Consider the following 19,459-nt stretch of genomic DNA (forward strand, 5'->3'; position numbering starts at 1 on the left):
CTATCTTTTTACTCAGCTCGATGGCAGAGCAGTACATAATGCTTGCGGGCCTCTATGCGGTTCCCAGTTTTTCGTCTTCAGAACGATATTTGTCGGTTTTAATTACATCGGACATTGATATACGCGACACGTTACCGGACTCCATCCAAACAACTTTGTCTGCCAGATCGAAATATCGGTCGTCGTGTGTGATTACAACAACCGCTTTACCCTGGTCTCTCAACTGAGGTAAGTAGTGTTTATAAAAGGTGTCTTTGAAGCTCGGATCCTGATCTGCCGCCCACTCATCAAAAACATAAAGTTCGCGGTCTTCTAATAGTGCGACAAGCAAAGCAAGGCGACGTTTCTGACCATCAGATAATGAGATGGTAGAGAAGTGGCCGTTTTGTACAGTAACTTTTTCAGCCAGCCCCAACTCCAAGAGATAATCAGACACAATTGTGTCTACTTCAGAATCCTTGTAACCAAGAATGCGATTAAACAGGTAGTAGTCTGAATAAATTGAAGTAATTGTGTGTCGATAGCTTGCACGGTTGGCATCATCAACCGGAACATTATCGAAATAGATTGCACCAGCTGATGGCAAATAATGCTGTGTTATCATCTTTGACAGGGTGGATTTACCGGAGCCATTGCCGCCAACGATAAAGGTCACTTCACCCTTAGACAAGGTTAGATTGACCGGCCCAAGCTGGAACTTATCCTTGCCTTTGGCGCCCAGATTGTAGTCATAGCATACATTTTTTAAATGTATTTTTTGCCACTCAGGCGCTTTTTCTTGGGTTGATTGTAGTGTCTCTTCCTGAAGATTACTCAACAACCAGTTGAGGCGTCCCATCGAAACATTGCCAACTGAGATCAAGGGTAAACACTGTAAAATGGAATGGATTGGACTAATCATATAGATGAGCGCCATCACCACACCAACCAGCTGAGCATGACTCAATGTGATGTAGTTGCTGATGATAAAAGTCACCACTCCAACCGCCAGAAAACTTATCAGATCGCCATAATTATTGGCTCCCTGCATCAAAATAAAACCTGATTTCTCTTTTTTGCGGATTTGCAGCTCCAGAGATTCAAGGTCTTCCTTGTAAAAAGTTTCGCGTTTTTCTTCGTTGAGCTTCAGCTCTTTTGCACCAAAGATGATGCCGCGAATTGACTCGTGAAGTTTATCGTAAATTGGTCTGGCTCTAGCGTAATGGCGTTGACCTATAATCAATGGCACCTGGTAGGTAACCAACCCGAAAAAGATCGTCGCCAGTATAAATAAGAATGTTTCAAAGCTGATGAACGCCATAAAAGCGAGTACCCCTAGCACCGACATCAAACTGATAATCAGATCGGGAATGGCAGAAACGCCAGCAATAATTCTGGGTATATCGCCTGTAACAATCGACACAAGTTTGGACTGACCAACTGATTCAATTTGCGCTATAGGTGCGCTGTTGATTCTGCGGTAGATGCTAAGTCGCAAGTTAGAAGCCGCGTTCAGGGCAACACTAGCCATCAGGGACTGAGAGAAGGTTTTAAGAACAATAATGAATGTACAGGTAGCGAAAAAGACTACCGCCAGCACTGGATTAGTCACTTCAAGCCTCAACCAGTTGATGGTTTCAGGAACGACTTCCTGAAGTTCTGCGTCTGGAGCATCCAGGGCTATCAGGACCAATGGTATCAACAAAGAAAAGGTTATACCGGTTATAACTCCTGTCACCAGGCCAATAAAAACCTTATTTGCTGACTCTTTCACAAACACATCGAACAACTTCATTTGCCGCTACTTCCTTATTGTGAAATCAGAAAAACGGAGGGTGTTTTTAGACAAAGAATTCATCACCTGTTTACCCAGTCATCTGCTAAGGGGGACTGATGTTCATACCAGGGACTGAACATGTTGCTTGACTGCCCCCTTAACAAAAGCAAGCTGGTGGATATATTTTCCTCTCCGTGATGAATGACTTTCATTGCAGGAGTCTGTTTAGTGACAATACCTTTACCGAATTTATACTGATTTAATTCAGGTTTTAAAACTGTAATGGAAGGTTCAAGCTGAATTGGTTGATTCAACACACTTTTAAGTATGTTAGTTTGACCAAAGATGCTATGAGCAAACTCCCCATGCTGTAAATTGTCCAGAGTCCAGTTGTTTATGTCTCGACCTGCAAGCAGAGAGATTTCTCCTATGGCACTGTCCAAGGCCTGCTCAACTATTGACGCACACTGAGTGCCAGTTTCACTTGCATCAGCTCGGCAACGGGATGCTGTTGCTTCAAGTTTTTGCTGCAGGTAATCAACGGACAAGGCAGCCCCCCACTGAGAAGCATGCTGATCAGACACTCGAAGAATTTTGTTATCTTCAAAAGCATCGAGCACCAACAGTTTTCGGTAGTGGGTGAGCCATGCTGCATAGATAACCTGCGGAACCGTACTGCTTTGTTGTGAGGACATTTCATCACGCAAACGAGCAAGCACAGTTTTTCTTTCGCTGTTTTCAGTCACTAAGTCCAACAGCAATGGAAGTAGTGTCTTATTATCGTTCCTTCCGACTTCTGACAAAATTGAGTGCAGTTCATTTAAAGACAATGCATCTAGAGACAATGCATAGCTTTGCTTAGAGGCAACCCGTGCAACCGAATTAGATTTACCTGATGTAAACGTTAACCAGCCTTTTTCGGGGTTAATCAATGATGTCATGTTTTGCGGTGCCACAAATGATGTCCAACTTGAATTCGTGCTACCAGCCTGTATCGGCAGCTTACCTTCTCCTGAATGGCGTACAGGAACTTTTCCACTGGCCTGCATACCAATATTACCTTCTGAATCAATATACAAAAAATTCATTGCGGGAGCGACGACACCAGCAGACGCTTCCACAAAAGCGCTCCAGTTTTCAGCGTGGCTAAGTTTTAAGATGGACTCGTAGCTCGTGTCAGCATCATTAAAACCTGTCCACACTAAACTGACAGGCAAATCGGTATCTAGTAGTTCGGATAACAATGGGCCATTGTTGGTTGATTTCACTGTGAGCTGAACATCTTGAATGGGGTTGCGTAAAAAGCTTGGAAAATTGGCCCTGACCTTGATGGCTTCTACCCTGTAATCGACGGTCAACCATTTACCACCGTAAAGATATTCGCCCTGCTTCGCGGGATTGAACTGCTCAACAATTAAGTCCTGAGTGTCTGCCAATGCCGGACTACCCACCCACGATATGCTGCCATTTTCGCCAAACATTACTGCAGGGACTCCAGGTAAAGTCACGCCAGCCAATTTATGTGACTCTGCGTTTAGCCTTGCATAATATGGCGTCGCCGAGTATTCCGTAGCTGAAAGCAAGGTATATGCAAGATACGCCTTATCTTTTTGCAGCAGTTGAGGAGACGTAACGATTCCTTCTATGGCAGTAAACGCACCACCAAAATTGAAATCTTTTTGTAGCTCTGTTACAGAAGCCAAAGACTTGCTTTTGAGTGGTGTGAAAAGCAGCTGACTGGAGAAATCAATATCAATTTCGCTATTTCCTGCAAATAGACTGCTCTGGTAGTCAATGCCAAACAATTGCAACAGCTGTAAACGCTCGTAGTCTTTGTGGAAGCTGGCATTTAGCTCAAACGCATATACTTTGAAAATGGCTAATGTGTCCAGGGGACTCCACGGTTGAGGCTTGATTGCGGAAACAGAAAACTCCAATGGGAGTTGTTGAGCGTGCGCTAACCAATAATTAACGCCGTTGCTGTAGGCGTTTAAAATAGCCAATGTCGAATCAGACATCGCCGCAAGATCTTTCGTGGCCTGATTATAAAAACCCATGGTTCGGGCGAATTTATCTATATGTAACTTCTGCGCGCCATACACTTCGCTCAGGCGCCCGGCAGCCTTTCGTCTTAGTAGCTCCATTTGCCACAGTCTGTCCTGGGCATGCGCAACACCTAAACCGTAATAAATGCCTATCAATTCATCACCTGAGATAAGAGGCACACCTTGTGCATCGCGTTGAATTGATAGTTCAGGATAAGCCTTAAATTCGCCTTTATAATAATCACTTTGGGGCAAAGACGTGCCCAGATAAAGCCTGACTAAAACTAACATCACAGCTACAGGAATAATAATCAGCGACACCAACCTCCATAAGATTGGCCGCCTCCTAATTACTGAATTGAACGGAACAAAACGAGTGATTTTATTATTATATATTGTCACTTTTCTTCTTACTTAAAAAAGCTTTTACAAACGATTAAATCACATATTTTTAGATAGATAAATAAGTAATTAACAGATAAAAGCTTTTTTCTTTCTTTTGCGAGTACACTACTAACCAAAACAGTTTACATACCCCTCACTTCCTTAGAGAATACCAGCTTGGGCAGCCGACACTATACGCACACATTTTTAATTTTTCGTGATTAAAAGGCACTTATATTTTACACAATACCTACAATATTATTTGCAATATTGTAAACCCACTGTTTGCAAAATGTAATGACCGCATTCAACACAGTGCCTCTCCACTCGGTAGTGTGGTTGGCATGGCAACTGTTGGGTTCTAAAAATTTAGAAGCTGAGGTATTGCGTTAATTTCGTTGCTCTTCTCGTCTGTTTTAACTTGTTCCATTACCACACAATTGGCGCTGGCAAATGCACTAATCATATGAATAGATGAGCAATAGTATTCACGTAAGCTCTGAACGCATTTGCATCCAGCCGGCCAAATTTAGTACAAGTGGGTCATTGTGGCATAGATTAACAGTGCTTCAGCCTTAAGCGCCGCATTACTGAGGGGTGGAAGCTAAACGGCAGCGCCAGGCCGACCATAAAGAAATCAAACAGTTAAAAAGCGAACTGAGGCGCAAAGAAAAAGCTTTAGCTGAAACCGCAGCATTGTTGGTGCTCAGAAAAAAGTTAAATGCGCTTTGGGAGAACGACAACGAGGACGATTAACCTTGGTCTCAGAGCGCACTGAATGTGTGAACTTGATACAGGAAGCGAACCAGGCTGGAGCGAGGCTTCCTCTGGCCTGTGAAGAAGCTAGCATTACGTTGCGCACCTATCGGCGCTGGTATCGGGATGGCAAGATCACCGCTGATCAAAGGCCTGATGCGGTTCGTCCACCACCCTCGAATAAGCTGACGGAAGAAGAGCAAGCAAAGATCATCGAGGTGTGTAATAGACCAAAGTTTGCCAGTTTGCCGCCATTGCAAATCGTACCAACGCTGTTGGATGATGATGAATATTATGGCTCTGAATCAACGATTTATCGGGTGCTCAAAACCTTTGGTCAACTGCATCATCGTGCCCGGAGTTTAGCGCCGAAGGTGTCAACGCTGCCAACGACCTATACCGCAACCGGGCCTTGCCAGGTGTTTTGCTGGGATATCACCTACTTGCCAAGTACGGTGCGTGGGCAGTTTTACTACCTGTATATGTTGGAAGATTTGTTCAGCCGGAAAATTGTTGGTTCTGAGGAGCATGAACAAGAGTCAGGTGAACACGCAGCAAAGCTGCTGGAGCAAACGCTGATCCGGGAAAAGTGTCTGCACAGTGGCCCGCTCTGGTCAACGACTAACTGAGCACATTCGAGACGAAATTCTGGGCTAGTACAGCTGAATGTAGGTCTTGTTTTCTTGTTCATCATGTCACCTAATGTCATACGAGGTGGATCATAACACCTCTAATCAGGTGGCCAAATTCTGTTTGCCACTACACTACGAATTCTTTAGATTCCTCACTATTTGTATTGTGAGCTTCTTTATTTTTATCACCCAATGACATGTATAGCAATGGAACTAGAATCAAAGATGCAAAAGTCGATATCAATAATGCAAATGCAAGTGAAATGGCCATAGGTGCTACATATTGGCCCTGTAAACTGGACTCAAACATAATTGGGATTAAGCCTACAAATGTAGTAACAGAAGTCAGCAAAATTGGACGGAATCTAGTCTTTACTGCGGCAAAAACAGCGTCAATTCTTTTAAAACCTTGTTCAGTTAAGGTATTAATTGCGCAGACTAATACAAGCGAGTCATTTATCATGACACCAATTGCGGCAATTACACCAAACAAGCTAAACAAGCTAAAATTATAACCGAATAGTAAATGGCCCCACACCGCGCCAATTATACCGAAAGGCACTACTGATAGAACTAAGAGCGGTTGCACATAACTTTTTAATGGAATTGCTAAAAGCGTAAATACAAGGATCAGTGCCACGATTGAAAATTGCATCATCTGACTTTGTTGCGCAGCCCGTTCTTTAAAAGAGCCAGCTAACGAAGTCTTAACTGTTTTGTGTTTACTGAGAATGCTTGGCAGAATATTGTCACTGATATGCCCTGTTACCTGTGTTGCGGTAGTGATAGTGGTGTCAACATCAGCGAGTACTAATACAGAACGAAATCCATCTTCACGTCTAATAGAGCGCATTGCCACATCTTCATTAATCACTGCAATATCACCAAGCCGCACTTCGTGTCCCGCAGGCGTGAAAATAAGGGTCTCTCTCAGAGCAGAACGTTGTGAACGAACATTGTCAGGATACCTCACCATAACACGGATATCCCTGCCATCGCGATTCATCCTTTGCGCCTCAAACCCGTGAAAACCGGCATTGATTTGCTGCGCAACTATTACCGGTGTTAATCCCATGCTATAGGCAATAGGTTTCAAATCAAAAGTCAGTTTTTTAACCGCAGGGTTAATCGTCGAGGTGACATTATAAACCCCCTCCAGTTCGCTAACCTTTTCCACTAATTCTAACGCAGCATTGCTGAGCTGCTCAAAATCATTGCCGAAGAAGCGATAGCCAATAGCGCCCCCCTCAGTGTTAGCAATCGCCTCATCTTGGATCTTAATCGAATATACTCCCGGAATCACAGACATTCTACCGTACCATAAACGTGAAAGCTCAAAGGCATCTATAGAACGAGCATTTTCGCCCACCAACTCAACAAGTAATTCTCCTCTTCCCCTGCGGCTTACGTACGTGAGAATGTTTGCCACGACATTTTGCCCTGTTAAAACTTCTGCAGACTTGTTCGTTTCCCAGACGATATTCTCTATCTCTCGCATGATGTGTTGGGTTTGTTCTTCTGTCACAAGGTTGTTCATAACTACAGAGATTTTGGGAGTATCGGCCGCCACTTTAGGTAGGTGAACTGGTTTGATGACCTGACTGGTAAGCATACTGACTGAAATTATTAGCGCCCCAAGAAATAAACTCATGGTGAGAGCTTTTGCATTTATACAACGACGCAACATAGGTAAATAGCGGTTTTCAATAAACCTCATGAGACCGGAATCCACTTTTTGACGCCAGTGATTAGCTGGTAAAGGGTCTAATTGAGTGTGGGCAAGGTGGCTCGGAAGAATAAGTCTGGATTCCAGTAAACTAAACAGCAAACAAATAATTACGACGGCTGCCAGATCAATAAACTGCCCTGAATCGTTGCCATCTGCAAATAGCATTGGCATGAATACCGCAATAGTTGTCAAAATACCAAAGGTTACAGGCGTAGAGACTCTCTTAACACCCGCCACAATACTTTCGACGCTGTGCCCTTTTTCTGAAGACTCTTTATAAGCGCTCTCCGCAATAACGACAGCATCGTCAACGACAATTCCCAGAACCATAATAAAGGCAAATAACGTAGTCACGTTTATCAAAATACCAAAGGTATACATCAACATAACCGTTCCGAGCAGCACCACCGGCAAACCTAACATAACCCATCCAGCGACCCGGAATCGCAAAAATATGGCTAAAACCAAAAATACCAATACGGCGCCCTGAACAAGATTTTTCAACATCATATCAATTCGTTGGTCAAGGTAAGTCGTGGTGTCATCGAGCATCACCAGCTCTACTCCTGCCGGAAGTTTTGCCGACTTGTCGGCGACATAAAGTTTCAAGCTCTCTGCCACCAGAGGCATGGAGTCTTTTTCCGTGGCATAGATTTCTAAAGAAGTTGCGGGTTTTGAGTTGAACTGACTGTAACGAATTCCTTCGGCAAAAGTATCGCTGATATTAGCAATATCTGACAGCACGACTCGCTGACCTGACTCCCCGACTATAATAGGAATATTGCCAAATTCTTCGGCACTGTAGGCCTGGCCTTCGTGGCGGATAAATAATTCAGAACCTTTTGTACGAATTTTTCCCGCCGAGACATTTTGCGAAAAACGGACAATTTGATTGGCGATAAACTCTAATGTAATTCCGAACTTACGCAACATAAGAGGATCGATTTCGATCGCAACCTCATTTTCAGGTAAGGTAAGGAAATCAACAACATGAACATTATCCAATTGTAACAGTTCAGTACGAATTTCACTGCCAAGCTTTTTGAATACCAGCGGACTTAGAGGACCAGTCAATACCAAACGCATGACGGGCTGATGCCAATGAAAGCGATCAATGATTAGAGGCTCCATGTTTACCGGGAAGGTCGGAATAGCATCAAGTTTGCGCTGGATATCTTGTACAACCGAATCTACCGACACATCCTTTTTCACCTCCAGAATGAAAACGGCCGAACCTTCACCAGAGCCAGAAATAACTTTCGTAATTTCAGGAATGTTCTTTAAAGATTCCTCTATTTTTACCGTTATGCCTTCTTCAACTTCTTCCGGACCTGCGCCAGGCCATTTAACGTTAATAGAAATTTTAGCAATTTCGGAAGTAGAGAAAAGTTGCCGTTTTATATTATTCCAACTTACTAGTCCCATGATGATGATGAAAATCATCAACAAGTTTGCGGCTACAGAATTGTTGGCAAAATACCCTGTTATTCCGCTTCTTTGCATCACAAATCTCCGCTGGCACTGTGCGTAGAAACAATAGATTTAACAGCTTTAACACGAGTTCCATTGGTTGGATAGTCAGGTAGAGTTTTGGCAAGTCTTTCGCCGTCATTAATTTTTCCTCGAACGTATACCAGTTCCTGTTCTTCTCTCAGCACTTCCACTTCTCGTGACTGCAATTGATCTTCTTCATTGATTAACCAAATTTTATTGTCGTCGAGTAAATGCTGAGGAATTGCGTAAACGTTTTGTAGCAATGGCCCCTGCAGTTCGGCTTCAACAAATGACCCGAATTTTAATCTTGCCTCCGAGAATCCGTTGTCGGTTTCAACCAAATACGGATCTTCAATTATAGCCACTACCTGCTGCATGCGTGTTCGCTGTTCGACGTAGGCTAGCACACCTTCAAAGCGCGCGGTTCTTACTACATTTCGATTTGATGTGTCTGTGACCCGGATTTCACTGGATGAGTATTTCATAGTATTTGCAATAAAAGGAGCGTCGTACATAGCAACAGGTAATATCACCCGAGCTTTAGTTGCATTGAAAAGTGTTGCAACAGATTCACCTGATGCAATGACCTGACCGACACCAACATTCAACTCTCTAATTACCGCAGTATAGGGTGCAACTACATTGGTCCGAGCCAGGTCACGTTTTGCAATTTGAAGTGCAGCGTTTGCCGAGTCCACTCTGGCTTTAGCTGCGGCAAGTTGAGGTACGCGCAGGGCAAGTGGTGAGGCAGTATCCAATCTGTCACGCAATTGCACTCGTGCTACATCGGCCGTTGCCATTGCCTCCAGATACTGAGCTTCAGCTAACGCCAACTCTGCCGCTGCAGCCGCCACCGGCGGTTCGTAATCTGCTGGATCGAGTTTAAGTATTATGGTTCCCGCCTGAACCACTTTGCCAATTTCAAAGTCGGGGTGAACGTATTCCACTCTGCCTGCAACCTGACTAGCAAGTGAAGTTTGTTGCCACGGTTCCAATTGCCCCCAGGCTTTAACGATGACTTGGTGGTCAACGGCATTTAGGGTTTCAAAAGTGACTTGCTGAACGAATTTATCTTTGGCGGTTACCGTAGCGTTGGAATTGCTGCTATGCAACCAAACGGACACTAAGACAGACATTATTATTGGTATTGCTGACTTGAAATAATACAGTTTCATGAACGTCTCTACTTCAATTTTAACAATTTAATTGTTCCGAATAAACCTTACTAAGTCAAATATAAGCAGGTAACGTCCTCAACATAGCAATTTTACCAAAATTTTTTAACTGATTTAGGTCAACATGGTCAATTAAGATCACCCCACCTTGATAACATCCAACCAAAGCCTCTGAAAGTTAGCCGGTTATAGGATGTTATTACTAATGGGATACTAATCCCATTGAATTTAAAAGTAAACGCTTTGCGGAAACCAGTTAAAAAAGAAAATTATTTGAAATATTGTTTTTAAATAACTGCTCCCGCGCGCAATCTCGCTCCGCGTAATTCTAGTAAAAATGTAAACAACACCCCCTCAAGATAATCCCATTGACAGGTAAACTCTCTACCTTTGACTAACCCTGGAGACAAATTTTCTGTTAGTGTCATAAACAATGTTCGCGTTGAAACAGAGAGCTGAGTTATTCGAACTGCCTCAAATCCAAAATAATGACCGACGTCTTTGTGAATCGCTTTGAATAAAGTTTCTTTGGCAGAAAAAGCCAAGGAAACCACAAATTCGAACGTTAAACCACAATTAAGCGCAATGGGAATTTCATCTTTCCTTAAGACCTGTTGACTAACAGAGTAGGCAGTAGACCGGCATAGCGGTAATTCGATATCAATACCAATGTACCTTGTCGATTCAGAGTTTGAAATAGCACACATCACCATGTCCGACGTATGCGAGATGGAACCAGAGATACCACTTGGCCAAACAGGGCTTCGATTTCGCCCTATACCGATATCTGCAAAAGACAGACCGAAATCCTTCAGGATCGTTTTCGCGAGATACCGACCAATAAGGTATTCAGCTTTACGAGAATCCACTGCTTTTGACAACGTAGACGGAAAATTCACATTCAAAGCTGGGTAATACTCATCAACGTATTTTGACTTGTCAAAATGGCAATATAGAATTTTTACACTGTTATCCAGGAAATCCATCTCATCCAGTTTGTATTCCAGCACATTAAAGATAAATCCATTCATAACTACCGCCACATCTACTCTTCCTTTTATACGAAAATACTGTTCAGTTGTACAAACTTCCATTACCCGACAAATCAGCCTGACCGTATACTGCCCTACATATTCGCTTATCAGAGCGTACTTTACTCCTGCTGCTTGGCAAAGTGATCTGGACCGAATATCAGACCAGATGTGCGTTTGATAAGCACCGCAAAAAAACCTGCCGGCTATTAATACGTTTGATTGCAGCTTGCATGTTTCGGATGAGTACGAATACTCATTCTTGCCCAATCCAATCATTTTTAGCCATGTTCCCAAATCGCTGTCCGGTTTAATTATTACTGGCAAGACTGTCAATCAACACTAATTCACCAATCCAAAAGCAGTGCCAATATCCTGATTCAAAAAATTATCTCAGCCTTTGCAACGCGACAACTTTATTAGTTTTCGATGTAAAATATTTTGTCATTACGCTGCGCACATGAAAACCCTCTTTTTAGGGTGCCAAACGCATTTGCGATTTTGTTGCTGAAAAATTCAGGGTCTATTTTGGCGAAAATAAAGGCTGTTTTATGCCGGCACTTTTTCAATAATACCTTCGGAAAACTAGCGCCGGTAACACTTGCCCGCTGTCATGAATTTGACTATAGTCGACTGCAGCGCAAAAAAGCGCAAAACGTTACTAAACCCAAGCAAACATTTTTGCACCACAGATAGCACCACAGCAAAAAATATTGGCTCTAAGGCCTGATATACCTAAAGGTTCGATTCCTGCTGGGGCAGCCATATAAAACTTCATTGCAAACTTTAATCGACCTGCCGGCAAACTTGATTTTAAAGCCTTTAATGTCCATTCTGGGCTAAGTAATCTTTTACTTAAGATTGGCAACTAAAGGGCATTGCAGATGAGCGTTGAAACAGAAAATACTGAACTTGAATGCGATATTAATCAGGGTTGTGACGCTATTGAGCTGATCATACAACCACATGAAACCGATTTAGGTGAGTTTAAGGTTAAGCGCACTTTACCTACCCGGCAGCGTAAAATGGTGGGGCCCTGGATATTCTTTGATCATATAGGGCCAGCTGATTTTGCACCAGACTCCGGCATTAATATAAGGCCGCACCCACATATTAACCTGGCAACCGTTACCTACCTGCTTGAAGGGGAAATACTGCACCGCGATTCGCTGGGCAGTTACCAGACTATTACACCCGGTGATATTAATTTAATGGTGGCAGGCCGCGGTATTGCGCACTCAGAGCGCGAGCGGCCAGAAGTGCGCAGCAGCGCGCACCGGCTGCACGGTTTTCAGCTTTGGCTGGCTCTGCCGATACAAGATGAAGAAATTGCACCGGCGTTTTATCACTACCCTAAGCGCGATATTCCGGCGAAAACCGTTGATGGTGTAGCGCTGCGGGTGCTTATGGGCGAAGCCTATGGTATAAAATCGCCGGTAAAAACCTATGCCCACACTTTGTATATTGAGGCACACCTGCAACCCGGCCAGTCGCTCACTCTGCCCGATTGCGAAGAGCGTGCGGTGTATGTGGCTAAAGGCCAGTTGCAGGTAAAAGACACGTTGGTGCCAGAGTTTAGTATGGTGGTGTTTTCTGCCGCTAAGGGCGTCACTATTACCGCCAATCAGGATAGCCGAATTGCTATTATTGGCGGCGAAAATATTGGCCCGCGTTTTATCAACTGGAATTTTATTTCCAGCCGTAAAGAGCGCATAGAGCAAGCAAGGCAAGACTGGGCTGCTGGCCGCTTTGCTAAAGTAGTGGGTGATGAGGAAGAATTTATCCCGTTACCGGAATAACTACGGCCCGGAATCAAGCCGTTATAGCCGCCAGACGAAAATGCGTCTGGCGGGGTTTTATATTAGTGCTTATTTGCTGCTTTGCTATCGGTTCTGTCAGCTTCAGCCAGCGTTTGCCGTATCATATCAACCGGAAAAAACACCTGCAGAGGCTGCTGTTTTGCTTGCTCCCAAATACTTTTAAGCAGTAAACGAAACCGGCTTATTTTAGTACCACGCGCCCGCAGGGCGATAGTTAGCGCCAGCGTAAAGCTAACCCATAAATTAACAAAGCCAATCAGCAATACAAACACCAGGTGCAGCAAAAAATTCAGTATACCGATTTCCCCACTTACGGCGCTGTAACCTAAATTAGCCGATGAAAACGCCACATGGCGGATATCCAGTGGTAAACCGGTTAAATACCCCAGATAGCCAGTCATGCCCAGTAGCACACCAAAGAAAAAATTTCCGGCCAGCGCGCCATAGTTATCATGCAGGTAATCGGCAAAACGCTGCCGGCAATTGTCTGACAGCAGGCGTTTTAACAGTGGATGGTGGTACAAACGCAATCTCAGCTCAAGGCAGTTGGCGCGGTTATCAAAAAAACCGGCAATAATACCGGCGCAAAATAGCCAGACACCGGCAATAGCGGCATAAAACAATGCCAGCCCGCTAACCGGTGACAACGATTTAAGCTGGTATGCCACCATCTCAGTATTCAATAGTGGTATGCCGGTTATCACTACTGTAAGCAAAGCAATACTGCTAGCCAGCAATACCGCACTACTGACGTTACCCCATACCGCAGCCCACTGCGAGCGGTTTACGTCGATCAGCAAGCCAGCCAGTTTTCGGTTTACTGCCCTGCCGTTTTCGCCGCGCTCTACTTCCTGCGCAAAGCTGGCGGCCGTCATCGCGGGCTGTTTGGTGGCGATGGTAAAGTGCAGCATATGCACCAGCACAAAACCCAGGCCATAGTTAAGGCTAACCAGTAACGATTTATGTAACGGACTAAAGCCCTGACCTTCAACATAAATTTTAATCAGCGCCATCAGCGCAATAATAACGCCGGCACCTGCTGCTGAGCGCATCAGGGTGAAAAACTCTGCCCTGGAGCGGGTAATGTAATGCTCACCATGGCCACTTTTATTAATGGTGATACTTTTTGACAGCATCTGGGTACTGCTGCGCCACAATGCTGAAATACTGTTGTGCTCGCCGCTGGCTTCAACCAGTACCATTAGCATCACCTGCACTTTAACCGGCTGAGTGTCAGCATCGCTGGTAAGAACATCCAGCAGCATGTCGATGCGATCGAGCGTTTGCTCCAGCCGCTCCAGCAAATGCGCTACCGACACTGAACTGCCTACACCGGCACCACGACGCCGTAAGCGTTCTACCTGCTCACGTGATTGCTGCATCATTACCTGTAAATGTGCGGTGTCGTGCAATGCTACATCCGGCTCAATCAACCGGCGCCGGCCACTTTCCACAAACAGATTCATCTCGCGGCTTAGCGCGATAAAAGGTGAGTCAATACTGCTAAGGCGCCGGTCCAGCCGCATCAGATCAGGTTCAATTTCTTCAGCCGCAACCCAGATAGCCAGCATTTCCAGTGCGTATAAACTTTCTTCACGAAAATGCGCGGTCATTTTCTGCAATGCACCGGCGCTGCAATGCTGAGCAATTAAACTAAAGCAGGCCAGCACATCATCTTTATTGAGCTTATGCAGCCAGCGGGCGTCACTTTTACCGTCGCACATTTGCACCAGCACATCAGCAAAATCATTCTGATCCCGCGGGGCCGGATTAAAACGTTCGTATAGCCGCGAGCCCATTTCGCGCAAAAAGCCAGAGCGGGAAAATAAGCCTAAGTTAACCAGTGCCGGGTAAATATTTACTTCGCCCAGCCAGTTAAACAGCACATCGCCTATCTCTGCACTGTGGCGCGGGTTATTTTGCAATGCTTCACGTAATTTTGCTGCCCGTTGCGCCGGCTCAGTACCAAACTCACTGTAACTGAGCCAGTCGATCAAGGTGCTGAGTAAAGTAACAGGACACGGCTGCGCCGACAGGCTTCTTACCAGCGCCACTGCGCTCAGTGTATCCATGCATGTTCTCCGCAGCTTAAAGATCCGGCGCTGATAATACCCGTATCAGGGGGCCAAATGCCAGTTTAGCAACGGATGAGTGGCTATGGCGAGGCAATATACTGCACGTTAGCACCAGTCTGGCTAAGCACAGCGTCAGGAATATGCACCTGGCCGGTGGCAATAACGGTTTTATGCTGCACATGCACAACGCGTACATTTACCACAGTGCCGCCGGCATCTTGCAATAAGGTGCCTGTCAGGACGTAGCGTACATCCTGCGCCGGGTCCAGGTAGCGGCCCCTGCTTAAGGCAAAATCGCCCTGCGGGGTGACACGGATCTGACGGCCCACTTTAATATCGGCAACCGGTACGCCCAGGCGTTGTAAGTGCACATAAAGGTGCTCAGCTAACTGGTTGCCCAGCGCATTGCTGTTAGTAAGCTGATGATCAAACCAAACCAGAGAACTTATTGCTACCGCCTGCTGAGGTGGCGTGTAGTGCATTGACATCATCAGCTGTAACGCCAGATCTGCGGCATAATCGGTTAACGGTTTGGTATTTGCCCGTACGGTAGCAGCAGGTAAATAATTGCCGCTATTACCTGGCAATATAACATGCTCTGGCAATGGTTCTGCCGGGGGAGATGTTTGGCTGACCATGTCAGCCGATTGGAATTGACAACCTGATAGCAGAACGACTGCACTACATACAACCGCTAATTTCATTCTAACCCCGGCCTGATAAACTATTGATTAAACAGGTATCGGCCGTGGTATGGGTTTTCTTTAATATTAACTTAGCCTTGTTTTAGCTGCAGCTTGTCGTTACCACTGCGCCTGATAATGGCTTGCACTACCGGCTGCGGCATAAAAGTACGGGCGGCAGAAATAACCTGCTTAGTGCCAATGTGGATTAAGCGGGCATTTACCAGCACGCCTTGCTTGTGGGCCGTCATAGTACCGGTTATCACATAACGAATAGGCAGCTCACCGCTTAGCTCAGTAAAATCACGACTCAGGGCAAAATCACCGCTGGGTGTTACCCGGATAAAATCAGTAGCTTTGTAATCCAGTACTACTACACCAAATTTATGCAGATCATAAATCATGGCTTCGCTCATGTGGTTACTCAGCACGCTGCCCTGATCCAGGCCGGTATCTACAAAGGCAAAGTCAGTAACGCCTACTATACCGCCCTCTTCCATCTGGCGCTGGCTTGACATCAGCTCGTGCACCAGCGCACGGGAATACTCGTTCGCTGTCAGCATTGGCTGGTTTTCTGCAGGCGAAGCCACCACAGCTGCCAGCTGGTAATCTGCTGCTGTATTTAACCGTGCGCCACGCTCAGAGGTTGCAACCACACTGCTTGTTTGCTCTGGTTGTCTGGCACAGCCAGCCAGCAGTATCAGGCTAACAATAATTAATAAGGCTTTCATTTCTGCACTCCTGTAAGGTCCTGCCGGTAGAGTTTGTCACCGCGTTTGCCTACCCGCTGCTGGCTCCACAATACGTTATGGGGCACATAGCCGCTGGCTGCGGCCAGTACCTGTTTATCCGCTATACTGATCAATCTGGCATTAACCAGATAACCATCTTCCATGGCGCTGTAAGTACCCACCAACAAGGTATCGGCATCGCTGACACTTTCTATATCACTAAGCTGGCGCGACAATGCCTGCTCATGATCACCGCCCAGCAATACCTGGGCGCGTAAATGGTAGTCATACACTTTAAGGCCGCGCTGACGGGCATGTGCCAGCATGCTTTCGCTAAGCTGATTGGCTAGCTGTTTTTCACCCGCATCAGCATCCGACAATGACAGCGTATTAACCGGTAGAAAAGACGCCACAGCAATTTGCGGTGCCACGTAGAAAATACCCTGTTGTTTTGGCAACTGGGCAAATAAGTTGTCGGCCAGTTGCTGTGTGTAGTAATGCAACGGATATTCGCTCAGCGCTGGCTGATTTCTGGATTTAGCAACCGGCACAGCACTGCTGCAACTTAGCAGCAGGCAGGCCAGCACAGGATAAAATATCGCTTTCATAAGCAACCTCGGCAGAATGTCTGCAGAAGTTAAGCAAAATACGCGCCATAAAAAATGGCAACCTTTTGGCACTCAGATAGCAACGGGCGCTTTAATATGCGGATGCGCCTGATAATTCTGCAGCGTAAAATCAGCAATAGTAAAAGCAAAAATATCTTTTACCGCCGGGTTCAGCTGCATTTGCGGTAACGGATAAGGCTGGCGCGCCAGCTGCGTATTCACTTGCTCTAAATGGTTCAGGTACAGATGGGCATCGCCAAAGGTATGCACAAAGTCTCCCGGCTGCAAATTACACACCTGTGCCACCATCAGCGTTAACAGCGCATAACTGGCAATATTAAACGGCACCCCGAGGAAGATATCGGCACTGCGCTGGTACAGCTGGCATGACAGCTTGCCGTCGTTAACATAAAACTGAAACAACGTATGGCAAGGCGGTAACGCCTGTTTGCCCATGGCGGCATTTTCTTTTGGCGATACCGAGGTGTCAGGCAGCAGTGCCGGGTTCCAGGCGCTGACAATCAGGCGGCGTGAGTCCGGTGTGCGTTTAATATCTGCAATAAGCTGGCTGATCTGGTCAATTACCCGGCCATCGGCGGCTTGCCAGCTACGCCACTGCGCACCATACACCGGCCCCAGCTCACCGTCTGCCGTGGCCCATTCATCCCATATCGACACACCATTGGCTTTGAGGTATTCGATATTGGTTTCACCTTTTAAAAACCATAGCAACTCGTGAACAATAGAGCGCAGATGGCATTTTTTAGTGGTCACCAGCGGAAACCCCTGCTGCAGGTCAAACCGCATCTGATAACCAAATACACTGATAGTGCCGGTGCCGGTGCGATCAGTTTTTTTATGGCCTTGTTCCAGTACATGGCGCATTAAATCAAGGTACTGTTTCATACTTTTACTACCCGTTTAGCCGCTTTGTTGTTATGTACGTAAGCAAAAATAATCAGCCCTATACCGGCAATAATCATCGGTAACGACAGCCACTGCCCCATCGACATGCCTGCCGACAGCACACCCAGATGTGCATCGGGTTCACGGTAAAACTCCACGTAAAACCGCGCGCTACCATAACCGGCAAGAAATAACCCGCCCAGTGCGCCTACCGGCGGGGAAAAACGCCGGTACAGTATAATCAGTACAAACAGCACCAAACCTTCGAGCGCAAACTCGTACAACTGTGACGGATGGCGCGGTGCAGGCCCTGCGCCCGGGAACAATACGCCCCAGGGCACGTCGGTAGTGCGGCCCCATAACTCGGCATTAATAAAATTACCTAAGCGGCCAGCCGCCAGGCCAAGTGGAATAAGCGGAGCAACAAAATCGCCCAGTTGCAGATAAGGCTTGTTATTCTTGCGGGCAAACCAGGCCATTGCTACCAGTACACCCAGCAGGCCGCCGTGAAATGACATACCGCCGGTCCATATTTTAAATAAATATAACGGCTCCTGCATAAACAGCTCGAACTGATAAAACAGCACATAGCCAATACGCCCGCCGAGGATCACGCCTAAAAAGCCAATAAATAATAAATCGCTGACCTGTTGCTCCGTCCAGCCAGAGCCCGGCTTTTTAGCGGCCCGGTTAGCCAGCCACCAGGCAATGGCAAAAGCAATAAGGTACATTAAACCGTACCAGCGCAGGCTTACCGGGCCAACAGAAAATATCACCGGATCAATTTGTGGAAATGTAATATAACTTGCAGACATAGCTACCCTTAACTCAGAATCATTTTTGCGGATACCAACAGCAGAAACACACCAAATACCCGCTTCATTGCCAGTACCGGCAAGCGTTGTGTCAAACGTGCACCAACAGGCGCGGTAAATACCGATGTCAGTACTATGCCAAATAGCACCGGCAGGTAAATATAACCAATAAAGCCTTGCGACAATTCATAATGCTGCCAGCCGGCGATAACATAGCCCAGAGTACCAAAAACCGCGATGGCAATACCGCTGGCAGCAGCGCAACCTATGGCACGGCGCATATCGACCGAAAAGTAATTCAGTACCGGTACAAACAAGGCTCCGCCGCCAATGCCCAGCAAACTGGCAATGCCGCCCAAAGCCGATGAAATCAGCGCCACGATGCTATTATGCGGCAGTGCTCTTTTACCCACGGCCGAACGCGAGCCCAACATACGTAACGCCAGCAATAACACCGCGCCACCGAAAATAAGCTGCAATACATCGCCACTGATATTGTGCGCCATATAGCCAACAAGCCAGGCCCCCAGAGCTGCCCCCAGCATGATGGTACCAGCCAGTGACCAGGGTACATTGCCCCAGCGATGGTGCTCGTACACAGAGGAACTGGCGGTAACAATAATGGAGGCAAGCGAAGTTGCCACAGCGACCAGCATGGCATGCTGTGGTGTAACGATATCAAAAGCCGGAAGCAACATAACCAGCACGGGTACAACAATAAGGCCGCCACCAATACCCAGTAAACCGGCAAAAAAGCCAACCACAGCTCCCAGCACAATTGAGATCAGAACAACAGTTAGCACAAGCTTCTCTTCATGT

General features: G+C 46.1%; 13 protein-coding genes and 1 pseudogene. 2 read left to right on the top strand and 12 right to left on the bottom strand.

Features of this window, described 5'->3' with window-relative positions:
• Positions 1-52: 52 nt before the first annotated feature.
• Together BLW68_RS15695 and BLW68_RS15700 are read right to left on the bottom strand one after the other, a co-directional pair.
• Positions 53-1,774 carry a cyclic peptide export ABC transporter gene (locus BLW68_RS15695; RefSeq protein ID WP_092795423.1) on the bottom strand — a complete coding sequence of 574 codons (1,722 nt, stop codon included), beginning with the start codon at positions 1,772-1,774 and terminating at the stop codon, positions 53-55.
• Positions 1,775-1,836: 62 nt separating this feature from the next.
• Positions 1,837-4,122 carry a penicillin acylase family protein gene (locus BLW68_RS15700; RefSeq protein WP_143039974.1) on the bottom strand — a complete coding sequence of 762 codons (2,286 nt, stop codon included), beginning with the start codon at positions 4,120-4,122 and terminating at the stop codon, positions 1,837-1,839.
• Positions 4,123-4,791: 669 nt separating this feature from the next.
• On the opposite strand from BLW68_RS15700, the pseudogene BLW68_RS20985 reads away from it, so the two are divergent.
• Positions 4,792-5,534, top strand: a pseudogene (locus tag BLW68_RS20985) (transposase family protein); the annotation flags it as partial.
• A 166-nt stretch (positions 5,535-5,700) separates the two neighbouring features.
• Here the strand turns inward: BLW68_RS20985 and BLW68_RS15710 are convergent.
• The 3 genes from BLW68_RS15710 to BLW68_RS15720 all read right to left on the bottom strand — a co-directional run bounded on the left by BLW68_RS15710 (position 5,701) and on the right by BLW68_RS15720 (position 11,299).
• The gene (locus BLW68_RS15710) at positions 5,701-8,805 is read right to left on the bottom strand and encodes an efflux RND transporter permease subunit (RefSeq protein ID WP_092795429.1); all 3,105 of its coding nucleotides are present in this window, start codon (positions 8,803-8,805) and stop codon (positions 5,701-5,703) included.
• Positions 8,805-9,971, bottom strand: coding sequence for an efflux RND transporter periplasmic adaptor subunit (locus BLW68_RS15715; protein WP_092795431.1), 1,167 nt, complete (start codon positions 9,969-9,971; stop codon positions 8,805-8,807). The genes BLW68_RS15710 and BLW68_RS15715 overlap by 1 nt, the downstream gene beginning before the upstream one ends.
• 287 nt (positions 9,972-10,258) lie before the next feature.
• Positions 10,259-11,299 (bottom strand): 4'-phosphopantetheinyl transferase family protein, encoded by a 1,041-nt coding sequence (locus tag BLW68_RS15720; RefSeq protein ID WP_143039975.1) that lies wholly within the window; start codon positions 11,297-11,299, stop codon positions 10,259-10,261.
• 587 nt (positions 11,300-11,886) lie between these two features.
• Between BLW68_RS15720 and BLW68_RS15725 the strand changes: the two genes are divergently transcribed.
• A complete protein-coding gene (locus tag BLW68_RS15725) occupies positions 11,887-12,801 on the top strand; it encodes a pirin family protein (protein ID WP_092795436.1) in 915 nt (304 codons plus the stop codon).
• A gap of 62 nt (positions 12,802-12,863) precedes the next feature.
• On the opposite strand, the gene BLW68_RS15730 is transcribed toward BLW68_RS15725, so the two are convergent.
• The 7 genes from BLW68_RS15730 to BLW68_RS15760 form a co-directional block, all read right to left on the bottom strand.
• Entirely contained in the window at positions 12,864-14,894 is a 2,031-nt protein-coding gene (locus tag BLW68_RS15730; RefSeq protein WP_092795438.1) for a site-specific recombinase, read from the bottom strand.
• 83 nt (positions 14,895-14,977) lie between these two features.
• Positions 14,978-15,601, bottom strand: a complete 624-nt coding sequence (locus tag BLW68_RS15735; protein ID WP_143039976.1) for a FlgO family outer membrane protein — start codon at positions 15,599-15,601, stop codon at positions 14,978-14,980.
• Between the two features lie 71 nt (positions 15,602-15,672).
• On the bottom strand, positions 15,673-16,311 hold the full coding sequence (locus tag BLW68_RS15740) for a FlgO family outer membrane protein (protein ID WP_092795442.1): 639 nt from the start codon (positions 16,309-16,311) through the stop codon (positions 15,673-15,675).
• Positions 16,308-16,919: a FlgO family outer membrane protein gene (locus BLW68_RS15745; RefSeq protein WP_092795444.1), complete on the bottom strand. Its 612-nt coding sequence runs from the start codon at positions 16,917-16,919 to the stop codon at positions 16,308-16,310. Before BLW68_RS15745 ends, BLW68_RS15740 begins: the two co-directional genes overlap by 4 nt.
• A 72-nt stretch (positions 16,920-16,991) precedes the next feature.
• On the bottom strand, positions 16,992-17,825 hold the full coding sequence (locus BLW68_RS15750; protein WP_092795446.1) for a thymidylate synthase: 834 nt from the start codon (positions 17,823-17,825) through the stop codon (positions 16,992-16,994).
• Positions 17,822-18,640 (bottom strand): prolipoprotein diacylglyceryl transferase, encoded by an 819-nt coding sequence (gene lgt, locus BLW68_RS15755; RefSeq protein WP_092795448.1) that lies wholly within the window; start codon positions 18,638-18,640, stop codon positions 17,822-17,824. The genes BLW68_RS15750 and lgt overlap by 4 nt, the downstream gene beginning before the upstream one ends.
• Before the next feature lie 8 nt (positions 18,641-18,648).
• Positions 18,649-19,443, bottom strand: a complete 795-nt coding sequence (locus BLW68_RS15760; RefSeq protein ID WP_092795451.1) for a sulfite exporter TauE/SafE family protein — start codon at positions 19,441-19,443, stop codon at positions 18,649-18,651.
• Between the last annotated feature and the right edge of the window lie 16 nt (positions 19,444-19,459).

The sequence above is a fragment of the Rheinheimera pacifica genome, from assembly GCF_900108485.1.
Lineage (GTDB): Bacteria > Pseudomonadota > Gammaproteobacteria > Enterobacterales > Alteromonadaceae > Alishewanella > Alishewanella pacifica.